Genomic DNA, 12,078 nt, shown 5'->3' with positions numbered 1-12,078 from the left:
GCGCCCGAGGCCGCCGCTGTGGGAGGGGGCGCGGGCTGTCGCTGCGGGAGGGGCGCGCGGTTGAGACGGCACATCGGTGCCGATCACGCCAGGGCCGGCTCCAGCGGAGCGAAGGGGAACATCTCGTCGCCATCGGCCTGCACCACGCCGCAGGTGCTCTCGGGGACCGCGTTCCAGGCGCCGGGGAGGTCACCGAGGGGCTCGGACACGATCAGGCGGGTGCCGTCGGCGACCTCTCGCAGGAACCCCACGTCGGGGTGGAGGGCGCGCAGGGTCTCCACCCGGGTGCTGTAGAACAGCGAGCGCGAACCCTTCTGGCTGGAGTAGCGAAAGGCCCACAGCCGATCCCCGTCCGTCACGGCCAACGTCATCTGCAGCGGGAACTCCACGCCATGCTCATGACCGATGCGCTCCACGAAACCCGCCATGCGCGCGACGGCGCCCAGGGGGTCCTGCTCCAGGCCGAAGGTGAGGGCCAGATAGAACATCATCTCCGAGTCCGTGGAACCCTCCATGTCGAGGAAGAGCCCCGGGTCTACGGCGAGCGCGAGCTCCCGCCGTACGCGGTGGAACTCGGCGACGGCCCCGTTGTGCATCCACATCCAGCGGTCGTGGCGGAACGGATGACAGTTCGTCTGCTGCACCGCCGACCCCGTCGAGGCACGGATGTGGGCGAAGAAGAGGGGTGATCGGACATGGCCGGCGATCTCCCGCAGATTGCGGTTGCTCCAGGCCGGGCCGATCTCCCGCACGATCGCCGGTGTTCGCAGGTCCGGCTCGTACCAACCGACCCCGAAACCGTCGCCGTTGGTCGTCTCGACGCCCATCCGGGAGTGCAGGCTCTGGTCGATGAGTGAGTGCGCCGGCTTGTAGAGGATCGTTTCGAGCAGGACGGGCGTGCCCGAGTAGGCGAGCCATCGGCACATCGCGCGCCACCTTCCTGGCCGTTCGGACGCGTGGGGGGACTGACGCCCTTTCCGCGCGGGAGGTCGCTACCGCAGGGGGGCGGCGTCCGACCGCGACACGCACAGGCCCCAGATGACGAACGCCGAGAAGGCGATCATCACGACGGACCACACCGGGTAGTACGGCAGGGACAGGAAGTTGGCGATGACGATGAGTGCCGCGATGGCCACCCCGGAGACCCGTGCCCACATCGAGCCGCGGAAGAGTCCCAGGCTGACGATCACGGCCACCGCGCCGAGCGCCAGATGGATCCAGCCCCAGCCGGTGAGGTCGAACCGGAACACGTAGCTGCGCGTCGTGACGAAGACGTCGTCCTCGGCGATGCCCATGATGCCGCGGAAGATGTCCAGGATCCCGGCGAGCATGAGGATCACGGCAGCGAAGACCGTCAGGCCCTCGGCCCAGTGCTGCTTGGTGGTTCCGGTGGGGGTGTGCGAAGTGTGAGTCGTGGTCATGCCGTCGCCTCGATTCGGTGTCGTGGGTGACCGGCGGCCGAAGGCTGACGCGGAGGCCACTGGACCGGGGACCGGTGCGGACCGGTCGGGGCCGGGACGGTTCCGTCACGCACGACGCGACGCGCGATGGTCCGGATCGTCTTTCTCCGGCCCGGTCATGGCGCTCACCGCCACTTCTCGTCAAGCCTTGGGCAACGCCCTCTCCAGCATCCCAGCGTCCCGGTGACTCCGCGCGGTGGAAGGCGTCCGTGCCCGGCACACCCTGACGGCGAGGCGCCCTTACCGGCCCTGCGGCGGACGCCCGGGCCGCTCGGCCCCAAGCCGCGGAGCCCCAGGCCGAGCGGGCCACGGGCCGCCGGACCACTGGACCATCGGGCCGCCGGGCCGCCGGGCCGCTCGGCCCCAAGCCGCGAACCCCAGGCCACCCGGCCGCCGAACCACCGCGTCACCGGACCACCGGGCCTCCAGGCCGCCGAACCCCCGGACCACCGGGCCGTCGCGCCACCAGGCCGCCGGACCACCGGGCCGCCCGACCACCGCGCTGCCGGGCCGCTCGGGTCCCAAGCCGCGAACCTCCAGGCCACCGCGCCGCCCGGCCACGGGACCACCGGACCACCGGGCCGCCTCGCCGCCCGACCACCGGGCCGCCTCGCCGCCCGACCACCGGACCCCTCGGCCCCCAAGCCGCGGACCCCCCAGCCCCCTGGCCGCCGGACCCCTCGGCCCCCAAGCCGCCAATCCCGGGCCCCCGGACCTCCGGGACCCCCGCACCCTGGCCCGCCGGCGCACACCGAACGCACCGTGGATCAGGCCGTCTGCGGGGCGCGTCCCGCGTCCGTCGGCCTGCGTGCCGCGTCGCGGAGCCTGCGACCGCGGCGGGTGAGTCCCCAGGGCTTGAGGATCGACACGACGGTCATGAAGAGGTAGGCGGACAGGGAGACGACCGGCCCGAACAGGACGTCACCCGCGTCGGGCAGCGCCTCGCCGGCGGCCACGGCCTTGACCGCCGCGTTCACGCCGGGGCGCAGCGCGAGAACGGTGGCGGTGGTCGTGGCCAGGGTCAGCCAGAACTTGGTGTACACCCACCGGTGCCGCGCGAGTCCCCACGGGGTGCCCAGCGACAGCACCAGCCCGCTGATCAGGCTGAGGGCGGCGACGGGCAGCAGGAGCCAGTCCGCGAAGATCTTCATGGCCCGCACGGAGGCCTCGACGGTCGCGGCGGACGCGGTGGTGGTCGCGGCGATCCCGAGCGCGAGCAGCCCGAGCGTGAGCCCGAGCCAACTCGCGGACGAGGCGACATGGACGACGAGGGAGGCCCGGCGCACCGGGCGGTTCAGCTTCACAGCGACCACGCTGCCGGTCGGCGCCGCCCGCCGCGTCCCACGGCGGGAGTAACCCGACGTACGTGCATGGGCGTACGGGCGAGGGGTGCGGCCCGCCCGCATGACGCCCACCGCCCGGCCCCGGCCCCCCGCATGACGCCCGCCGCCCGGCCCCGGCCCGTCCGCATGACGCCTGCCGCCCGGCCCCGGCCCGCGTCTCACCCCCGGCGGCCCCACGGCCCATCCCTCCACGACCCGCCCCAGGCGCGACCCGGCACCGGTCCACAGGCAACCCCGCACCGGCTCCCACGACACCCGCCGACCCGGTCCAACACCCGCCGACCAGGCCCAAGCAACCCCACTCCTCTCGCCCCCCGCCGAATCCCACGCCCTCGGGTCGGGCCGAGGCACCCCGGCATCGACCCCCGGGCAGGACTCCTCACCTTCGTCACGGCCGCCCACCCGGCACCGGCGGAGCGGCCCGGCCACCCGTCGCGGCCGAGGGCGCGGTCGCCGTACCGGCGTCATGGCATGCGCCGCCTGTCAGGCCCCCGCGCGGCCCCGCGTGCCCTGCCCCACCCGCTCCCGGTACCACGCGGCCGCGGCCGTGAGACGGCTCAGCGGGCCGGGGCCCGGTGGCTCGGCCGTCAGTTCCCAGATCTCGTCCGCGAGGTACCAGTGGTCGCGGCCGAGCAGGGCGAACTGGCGTTCCGACGCCCGGCCGGGGGTGGACCGCAGGCGCTCCAGGCAGGCGGCCCACGGCCAGTCGACGTCCGGGCGGGGCGGCAGTATGCCGTGCTCGGCCAGCACCGCCAGCAGGTCACCGATGCGCACGGGCTCGGGGTGGCCCACGTGGTAGACGCCGGGCGGCACCGGCTGGGGCCCGGTGGCGGCGGCCGCGATCAGGCGGGCCAGATCGCCGACGTCGACCACCGACAGCAGGGCACGGCCGCCGTCCCACTCGGCCGGCACCCGCTCGACCAGTTCCCGCAGGCCGGGCACGACCCAGCGGTCCCCGGCCCCGAGCACCAGCCCCGGCCGCAGGACGACCGCACCGGCCTCCCTGGCGTACGCCTCCCCCGCCAGCCGGGTCCGGCTCACGGCGGAGACCGGCTCGGCGGGTATCTCGTCCACGGGGATGCCCCGGTGCGGGCCGGCGCCGTACACCGCGGCCGTGGACAGGTGCACCTTGCGGCGGACGCCGGCCCGCCGGGCCTCCGCCATCAGCGCACGGGTGGCGTCGACGTTGACCGCCTCGCCCAGCCGCTCGTCCGGACCGATGTACGAGGCCAGGTGGACGACCGTGCGGGCGCCCTCGCACAGACCGCGCACCGCGTCCGGGTCGGTCAGATCGCCGCGCACCCACTCGACGGACCCGGACTTCGCGGGCCTGGCCCCCGCCTCCCCCTCGGGAAGCCTGCGGACCAGAGCGCGCACACGTGCTCCCCGGTCCAGCAACGCGCCGAGCGCGTGGGACCCGATGAAGCCGGTCGCACCCGTCAGCACGAGCGTGCCCTCGTCGCTTCTCGCCGTGGTGGAGTTCAGGGAGATGTCCTTCCGCCAGTCGTCACGCCCGTCGAGGCCGGTCGTCCTCACCGCGATCAACGTCCGGGCGGGCACGGCCGGTTCCCCGACCGGTCCAGGACTCGCCGATTGGCCTTGGTCCGCCTCCGCTCCCCTCGCCTACCGTCACCTCATGCGGATTCGAATCGTCGACGCCTTCACCGACCGCCCGTTCGCGGGGAACCCGGCAGGGGTCCTCCTCCTCGACGCCTTCCCGGCCGACGACCGCCTTCAGGACGTGGCCCTGGAGGTCAACCACGCCGAGACGGCGTTCGCGCACCCGCTGCCGCCCGGCGGCGAGGCGGACTGGGCGCTGCGCTGGTTCACGCCGGTCACCGAGGTGGCGATGTGCGGTCACGCCACACTCGCCACCGCTCACGTCCTGCACAGCACGGGCGCCCACGCGGGGCCGGTGCGATTCGCGACCCGCAGCGGCGTGCTCGTCGCGACGCCCGCCGAGGACGGTTCGATCACCCTGGACTTCCCGACCGCCCCGCTCACGCGCGTGGAGGTCCCGGACGGTGTCGCGGAGGCCCTGGGCGCCGAACCGCTGACGGCCTTCGACACCGGCCCCGACGTCGGCGACCTGCTGATCGAACTCGCCGACGAGGAGACCGTCCGCGCCCTGCGCCCCGATCACAGGGCACTGGGTGCCCACTCCGCGCGCGGCGTCATCGCCACCGCCCGCGCCGAACGCCCGGACCTGGGCCACGACTTCGTCTCCCGCTGCTTCTTCCCGAACGTCGGCATCGACGAGGACGCGGTGACCGGCAGCGCGCACACGGCCCTGGCCCCGTTCTGGTCGGAGCGCCTCGGCCGCGCCGAGCTGACCGGCCTCCAGGCCTCACCACGCTCCGGTCACGTGCGGACCGAGCTGCGCGGCGCGCGCACCCTGCTCACGGGCCGCGCGGTCACCGTCATCGACGGTGACCTGCTCGCCTAGCCGGTACCGGGCCGGTGGCCGTACGGCCTCCCGTCACGCCGTGGGCAGCCAGTCGACCTTGCCCGCCAGCAGCGCGTAGCCGACGAAGGCCCCGATGTCGAGCAGGGAGTGCGCGACGACCAGGGGACCCACCCGGCCCCAGCGTCGGTACAGGAGGACGAAGACCACCCCCATGACCATGTTGCCGATGAACCCGCCGATGCCCTGGTAGAGGTGGTAGGAGCCGCGCAGCACGGAGCTGGCCACCAGCGCGCCGACCGGCGTCCATCCCAGCTGGCCGAGGCGGCGCAGCAGGTAGCCGACGACGATGACCTCTTCGAGGATCGCGTTCTGGAGCGCCGAAAGGATCAGCACGGGGTACTTCCACCACACGTCGGGCAGCGCCTCGGGGACCACCGTGAGGTTGAACCCGAGGCCGCGGGCGGCGAGGTAGAAGGCGATGCCGGAGCCGCCGATGACGGCGGCGATCGCGGCACCGCGGCCCAGGTCCGGCCAGGGGCGGGTGCGGTCGAAGCCGAGGGTGCGCAGGCTCCGTCCCTCGCGCAGCAGGAGGTGCGCGACGAGCGCGACGGGGACCAGGGCGCTGGCGATCCCGAACAGCTGCCAGGCGAGATCGAGCCAGGGACGGCCGGGCGCGGCCGACGCGTTGAGGGTCGCCGCCTGGTCCTTGAGGCCACCCGGTTTCGTGACCGATCCGACAAAGCTGATCAGGGCGGACACGCCGCTCGCGCCGAGCGATACCGCCAGGACGAGCAGCGTCTCGTCCCGGAGGATCCGTGGGGAGAACCGCTCCTGCGGAAAAGAACCAGCCACCTACCGGGCCTCCACCTTCACACCTGCCGCACCACCATCGGACGTCACAGCTTGCCCGATCCGTACGACGCGGTCGGCGGCGACCCCGCTTCCCGGGATCCGGCGCCCGGGGCACCCGTCGGGGGCGCGGGCACCGCGGCACCGTGCCCCCGCGACGTCAGCTGGTGGGGACGGGCTCCGGCAGTCCCACGGGCCAGGTGTGCGCGGGCTCCCCCTGATGACTCAGCTCCGCGTACCGCCGGGTCGTCGCCGCCAGCGCCGCGTCCCGCGACAGGCCGGCCTCCATCGCGCGATGGAAGGTCTCCACCTGCCAGCTCGCCCCGTTGGTCCGCCGCCGGCACCGCTCGTCGATGATCCCCAGGTACAGGTCGCGGTCGGCCGGTTCCACTCCCCAGGCGTCGAGCCCTGCCTCGGCCAGCGGCAGCAGCTCGTCGCGTACGAGGCTGACCGCGTCGACCTCCGCCACGCCGCCCAGCCGGCCGCGCCGGGGCCAGCGCAGGCGGGCGTCGATGCCGTACCGGCAGGCGGCGTCGAAGTTGGCGGCGGCGGTCTCGAAGGGCATCCGGGTCCACACCGGCCGTGACTCCTCGGCCAGGGCGCGGACCACACCGTAGTAGAAGGCCGCGTTGGCGACGATGTCGGTGACGGTGGGGCCGGCGGGCAGGACGCGGTTCTCGACGCGCAGGTGCGGGACGCCGTCGGCGATGTCGTAGACGGGGCGGTTCCAGCGGTAGACGGTGCCGTTGTGCAGGACCAGCTCGGCGAGCTTGGGGGTGCCGCCGGCCGCCAGGACCTCCATCGGATCCTCGTCGTCGCAGATGGGCAGCAGCGCGGGGAAGTAGCGCAGGTTCTCCTCGAACAGCTCGTACGCCGAGCTGATCCACCGCTCGCCGAACCAGGTCCGCGGGCGCACGCCCTGCGCCTGGAGCTCCGGCGGCCGGGTGTCGGTGGCCTGCTGGAACAGCGGGGGCCGGGACTCCCGCCACAGTTCGCGGCCGAAGAGGAATGGCGAGTTGGCGCCGATGGCGATCTGGGCGGCGGCCACGGCCTGGGCGGCGTTCCACACGTCGGCGAAGCGTCCCGGCGTCACCTGGAGGTGCAGCTGCACGGAGGTGCAGGCGGCCTCGGGCACGATCGACTTCGAGGTACAGGAGAGCTGCTCCACGCCGTCGATGTCGAGCGTGAACTCCTCGCCGCGGGCGGCCACGATCTGGTCGTTGAGGAGGGCGTAGCGGTCGACGTCGGAAAGGTTGGAGGAGACCAGGTCGTCACGGTCGAGAGTCGGCAGAATACCGATCATCACGATTCCGGCGTCGACCTCGCCCGCCTTTCGGTGGGCATATGCCAGCGATGTGCGGAGTTCCTCCGCGAGCCGGTCGAATACCCGCCCGCCCAACCGGTGTGGAGCTATGTTCACTTCAAGGTTGAACATGGCGAGTTCTGTTTGGAAGTCCCGGCTGGCGATCCGCTCCAGCACTTCCCCGTTCAGCATTTTCGGCGCACCGTCGGCGCCCGCGAGATTCAGCTCGATCTCCAACCCCATGAGATTCTTGGGGCGGTCGAAGCCCTGCTGGGCCAGCAGCCGCTCCAGCACCGTCAGGCACCGCCGCAGCTTGTCGCGGTAGCGCTGACGATCGGACAGGTCGAACTCGCCTGCCACGACCTTCTCCCCCATGGGGCGTCCCTCCTCGCGTGGGCGGTCCGAGGATCCGGCCGCCGGTTGTGCCGGGGTCAGGGGGGATGATGCCCAGACCCGTCGATCGATAACGTCACCTACCCGGCACGGCACCCGATACTCTGACCGAAGCCGCCCGGAGGTGACCGGAGGCACATTCAGGGGGCATGAGGCATTCGGCCCATTCACCAACTCGGCATCTCGTGAAAAACGCCGACGAGAATAGGCCGACCGCTGCGCCTGCATATTTCGAGGTCATCGAGCCGCCCTTCGCTCTGAATCGGGATGATTCACACGTATCGCCGTCCGGATGGAATCTTGACGGGTATCCCGGAAGCGAGTAGACGAAACACAGTCTGAACACGTGTCGTATAAACTCGCGAACAAGGCAGAGAAGGTGGGCGCCCGCGGTCGAAGGAGCCTGTCGTCGTCCACGAGACGGACGCAGGCCGCAGGCACACCCTCCGTTCCCCAGATCCGGCCCCCCGCCTCTCCGACCTCACCCTGAGAGCTGACAGCGCCGTCCGCCCCGCCCACGCCCTCGTGCCACCGTGCCTGTCGAATGAGAGGCGACCCACCATGCCGCTGCATGTCCCCCCGGCTCCCGCGCCCGCCCTGCGCTCCGTCCTCACGGCACTCGGTTCCCCCACCGCGGTCCGGGAGGCGAGGACCTCCTCCCTGCGTACCGCCCAGGGACCCGTCACCCCCGAACTGCCGCTGCCCGTGCACGTCCTGGACCGGATCACTCCGGAGGGCATGTCCGCCACCAGGCTGGCCGGCTGGCGTTTCCTGATCCGCTCCGGCGACCGGACGCTGGCAGCGGCCGAGACCCGGCTGACCCCGGACGGCTGGGCCTTCGCGCACTTCTTCGAAGGCCCGTACCTCGCCTCCACCGAACTGGCTCTGCGCCAGGCCGAGTCGACGACGCAGCCGTACCAGGCACGTCTGCTCTCCCTGCCGAGCCTGTACATGCTCACCCTGTGGCTGCACGGGGACTGGGCCTCGGACGGCACCACCGGCCATCCGACGGCGACCGACCTGCTGGTGCCGCTGGCCCCCGCACCGCCGGGCATCGCCGCGCACCGCCCGCACCGGGTGGCCGAGCTGCTGCCGGTGCTCAGCCTCCGCGTGACCCGGCCGCCGCTGCTCGGCTCACCGGCCTGACCCGTAGGCCCGCGGGATCGATACGCCCGCGGCCTCCGTACCCCGCCACCGCGGCCCCGGTGGCGGGGTACGGTGCGGTGCCGCACGGCCGCAGGCGCTCCGTGCGGACCGGGCCATGCGCCGTAGTCCCATTCGGCCAGCCGGAACCACCCGAAGTGACCGTGCAGTTCGAATGAACCGCCCGCGCGGGTGACGCGTCATGAACCTGTGAGGAGCGGTGCCGCGAAATCCCTGCGGAACGACGCCCGTGGGGCAACACTGGGTTCCGACCGACTTATCACAACGGGGGGCGGCCATGAACGACGTTTCACGCCGCGAGACAGACACGACACACCTTCCGCACACCACGTCAGAGCGAGAGATCTCCTCCATGTGCCAGCACCAGCCACCGTGCCCGACAGCCGACTCCGCCGACCGGGAATCCGCCCGCCTCGTGGCGCACCACCCGGAACAGGGCTGGAGCCTGCTGTGCAACGGCGTCCTGCTCTTCGAGGACACCGGCGAGATCCTGCCGGACGGCCGGATCATCGCACCGCACCGCCCGCTGGCCGGCGGCCGCATCGTCACGGCCGCCTGAACGAGACCGGCTGAACGAGACCGGCTGAGCAACACCGGCTCAACCACAGCGGCTGAGCCAGACCGTCCGAGCGACCAACGCGCCTGATCGGCGCACCTGAGCAGCACCGCCTCGGCACCACCCGGACGGCACCGCCGAAGCACGCCGTCCACCGACCCGAGGGGCCGGATCGCAGCCGCCGCTGCGCGCCGGCCCCGACACGCGTCCGGGGGCGCTCACGCACCGTGATGCCACGGTTTCCCGCCTGCGTCTCTTCCCACAGGTACGTGATCTCCGGAAGACTCCTCAAGGTTTCGGAGTACGGGTCGGGCAGGCGGAGGTGGGCACAGTGGCGGCGGACGAGACGGCACCCGCGCCCCGGAGCAAGGTCACCATCACCGAGATCGCCCGCCGGGCCGGAGTCTCGGTACCGACCGTGTCGCGAGTGGTCAACGGCCGCTCCGACGTCTCCCCCGCGACCCGCGCCCGCGTCGAGGACCTGCTGCGTCTGCACGGCTACCGCAAGCGCCCCGCCGCCCTGCCGTCCCGCGCCGCCCTGCTGGACCTGGTCTTCAACAACCTGGACTCGCCCTGGGCGGTGGAGATCATCCGTGGGGTGGAGGAGGCCGCGCACGCGGCCGGTGCCGGCACGGTGGTCTCCGCCATCCACGGCCGCTCGGGCGACGCGCGGGAGTGGATGCGCAATCTGCGGGCCCGCGCCTCCGACGGCGTCATCCTCGTCACCTCGGCCCTGGAACCGCCGCTGCACGAGCAGTTGCGCATCCTGGGCGTGCCCCTGGTGGTCGTCGACCCGATGGGCTCGCCCGCCTTCGACACCCCGACGATCGGCGCCGCCAACTGGTCGGGGGGCCTGGCCGCCACCCAGCACCTGCTGTCCCTCGGCCATCGCAGGATCGGTCTGATCGCGGGCCCGCCGCGGCTGCTCTGCTCACGGGCCCGCTTCGACGGCTACCGGGCGGCGCTGGAGGCGGCCGGCGTCGCCTTCGACGAGTCCCTGGTCGTCCCCGGCGACTTCCATCCCGAGTCCGGCTTCACCGGCTGCAACGCCCTCCTCGCCCTGCCGGAGCCGCCCACCGCGCTGTTCGCGGCCAGCGACCAGATGGCGCTCGGCGCGATCGAGGCACTGCGCCGGCGCGGCCTGCGGGTGCCGGAGGACATGAGCGTGGTCGGCTTCGACGACCTGCCCGAAGTCCGGTGGTCGGCACCGCCGTTGACGACCGTACGTCAGCCCCTCGCCGACATGGGACAGCTCGCCGTCCGCACGGTCCTGCGCCTGGCGCGGGGCGAACTGCCGGACTCCCCACGGGTCGAACTGGGCACGGAGCTGGTGATGCGCGCCAGCACCGCACCACCGGCCCCGCTCCCCTGACGCCGCCGGCACCGCGCCACCGGCCCCGCTCCCCTGACGCCGCCGGCACCGCCCGGCCCCCGCCCCCTGACGCCGCCGACCGGGTGGCGCCCGCGTCGACGCCCTGCTCCGGCGCCCGAACGTCAGTGCCGCTCCTTCAGCGCCTCACGGATCGCGTGGTACGCCGGCTTCGGCGCGAACTGCTCGTCCCACGGCAGGGCCGCCCCCTCGCCCGGGAAGAACGCGGGGATCCACGAGTACTTGTCCGTGTAGTCCCAGACGGTGATTCCGGCACACCGCCGGACCGCCAGGCACGCCTTCGTCATGTCCCGGTACCAGTCGGCCTGCCGGGCCAGCTTCTCCTCGGTCGCGGGCAGTTGCATCCGTACGTCGACCTCGGTGAGCGCGGTGTCGAGGCCGAGCCTGCCGAAGCGGCGGAGGTTGTCCTCCAGGCTCGTCGGATAGCCGTACTGGAGGGCGAGGTGGGCCTGGAGCCCGAAGCCGTGCAGCGGGACCCGTTGCGCCTTCAGCTCCTTGGCGAGGGCGTAGTAGGCGTCGCTCTTGGGTCCGACCGCCTCGACGTTGTAGTCGTTGAGGTAGAGCTTGGCCTTGGGGTCGGCCTGGTGGGCCCAGCGCAGGGCGTCGGCGATGTAGCCGGGGCCGAGCGTCTTGTAGAAGATGCTCTCCCGGTAGGTCCCGTCCTCGTTGAACGCCTCGTTGACGACGTCCCACGAGTAGACCTTGCCGCGGTAGTGCCGCACCTCGGTCTGGATGTGGTTCTTCAGGACGGCCCGCAGCTCGGGCGCCGTCCACTCCCGTTCGGTGAGCCAGCCGGGCAGCTGACTGTGCCAGACGAGGGTGTGGGCGCGGATCCTCTGGTGGTGGGAGCGGGCGAGGTCGACGATCTCGTCGCCGGCGGAGAAGTCGAAGACGCCCTGCCGGGGCTCGGTGGCGTACCACTTCATGCCGTTGCCGGGGGTGATCATGTCGAACTCGTCACCGAGGATCTTCGTATAGGCGGTGTCGGTGAGTTCGGGGTTGTCGGTGGCGCTGCCGAAGTAGCGGCCGTGGCGCTCGGCGAGGTCGGCGAGCGTCCGGGGCTTGTCGTGCGCCTGTGCGGCCGGGCCGGTGGCGACACCGGCGCCGACCAGGACGGCTACGAGGACTCCGGCGAGTCCGAGCCGGGTACGGGGGGTGCGGGGCATGGTGCGACTCCTCACGATCGGTGGTGTCGTCGGGCCGTACGTCGCGG

11 protein-coding genes are annotated in these 12,078 nt (G+C 72.7%); 4 read left to right on the top strand and 7 right to left on the bottom strand.

What is annotated here, in order from left to right; all coding sequences use genetic code 11:
• Window positions 1–83: 83 nt before the first annotated feature.
• The 4 genes from ACFYO5_RS06285 to ACFYO5_RS06270 all read right to left on the bottom strand — a co-directional run bounded on the left by ACFYO5_RS06285 (window position 84) and on the right by ACFYO5_RS06270 (window position 4,363).
• Entirely contained in the window at window positions 84–926 is an 843-nt protein-coding gene (locus tag ACFYO5_RS06285; RefSeq protein ID WP_388704839.1) for a class II glutamine amidotransferase, read from the bottom strand.
• Between the two features lie 66 nt (window positions 927–992).
• Window positions 993–1,421 carry a hypothetical protein gene (locus ACFYO5_RS06280; RefSeq protein ID WP_388704836.1) on the bottom strand — a complete coding sequence of 143 codons (429 nt, stop codon included), beginning with the start codon at window positions 1,419–1,421 and terminating at the stop codon, window positions 993–995.
• 806 nt (window positions 1,422–2,227) lie between these two features.
• Window positions 2,228–2,764, bottom strand: a complete 537-nt coding sequence (locus ACFYO5_RS06275; protein WP_388704833.1) for a DUF2269 family protein — start codon at window positions 2,762–2,764, stop codon at window positions 2,228–2,230.
• Between the two features lie 522 nt (window positions 2,765–3,286).
• Window positions 3,287–4,363, bottom strand: a complete 1,077-nt coding sequence (locus tag ACFYO5_RS06270; RefSeq protein WP_388704830.1) for an NAD-dependent epimerase/dehydratase family protein — start codon at window positions 4,361–4,363, stop codon at window positions 3,287–3,289.
• A 76-nt stretch (window positions 4,364–4,439) separates the two neighbouring features.
• Here ACFYO5_RS06270 and ACFYO5_RS06265 point away from each other — a divergent pair, with 76 nt between their 5' ends.
• Window positions 4,440–5,249, top strand: a complete 810-nt coding sequence (locus ACFYO5_RS06265) for a PhzF family phenazine biosynthesis protein (RefSeq protein ID WP_388704827.1) — start codon at window positions 4,440–4,442, stop codon at window positions 5,247–5,249.
• A 33-nt stretch (window positions 5,250–5,282) separates the two neighbouring features.
• On the opposite strand, the gene ACFYO5_RS06260 is transcribed toward ACFYO5_RS06265, so the two are convergent.
• Window positions 5,283–6,062: a CPBP family intramembrane glutamic endopeptidase gene (locus ACFYO5_RS06260; protein ID WP_388704825.1), complete on the bottom strand. Its 780-nt coding sequence runs from the start codon at window positions 6,060–6,062 to the stop codon at window positions 5,283–5,285.
• A gap of 157 nt (window positions 6,063–6,219) precedes the next feature.
• Window positions 6,220–7,737 carry a glutamate-cysteine ligase family protein gene (locus tag ACFYO5_RS06255; protein WP_388704823.1) on the bottom strand — a complete coding sequence of 506 codons (1,518 nt, stop codon included), beginning with the start codon at window positions 7,735–7,737 and terminating at the stop codon, window positions 6,220–6,222.
• A gap of 579 nt (window positions 7,738–8,316) precedes the next feature.
• On the opposite strand from ACFYO5_RS06255, the gene ACFYO5_RS06250 reads away from it, so the two are divergent.
• The 3 genes from ACFYO5_RS06250 to ACFYO5_RS06240 all read left to right on the top strand — a co-directional run bounded on the left by ACFYO5_RS06250 (window position 8,317) and on the right by ACFYO5_RS06240 (window position 10,847).
• A complete protein-coding gene (locus ACFYO5_RS06250) occupies window positions 8,317–8,901 on the top strand; it encodes a hypothetical protein (protein WP_388704820.1) in 585 nt (194 codons plus the stop codon).
• 370 nt (window positions 8,902–9,271) lie between these two features.
• Window positions 9,272–9,478 (top strand): DUF5999 family protein, encoded by a 207-nt coding sequence (locus tag ACFYO5_RS06245; RefSeq protein WP_356562720.1) that lies wholly within the window; start codon window positions 9,272–9,274, stop codon window positions 9,476–9,478.
• A gap of 328 nt (window positions 9,479–9,806) precedes the next feature.
• Complete coding sequence (locus ACFYO5_RS06240) at window positions 9,807–10,847, top strand: LacI family DNA-binding transcriptional regulator (RefSeq protein ID WP_388704817.1); 1,041 nt, start codon at window positions 9,807–9,809, stop codon at window positions 10,845–10,847.
• 122 nt (window positions 10,848–10,969) lie between these two features.
• On the opposite strand, the gene ACFYO5_RS06235 is transcribed toward ACFYO5_RS06240, so the two are convergent.
• A complete protein-coding gene (locus ACFYO5_RS06235; RefSeq protein WP_388704814.1) occupies window positions 10,970–12,031 on the bottom strand; it encodes an endo-1,4-beta-xylanase in 1,062 nt (353 codons plus the stop codon).
• Between the last annotated feature and the right edge of the window lie 47 nt (window positions 12,032–12,078).

The sequence above is a fragment of the Streptomyces sp. NPDC006259 genome (assembly GCF_042870975.1).
Lineage (GTDB): Bacteria > Actinomycetota > Actinomycetes > Streptomycetales > Streptomycetaceae > Streptomyces.
The sequence above is the reverse complement of the archived record's forward strand: the minus strand, read 5'-3'. Positions and strand labels throughout refer to the sequence as shown.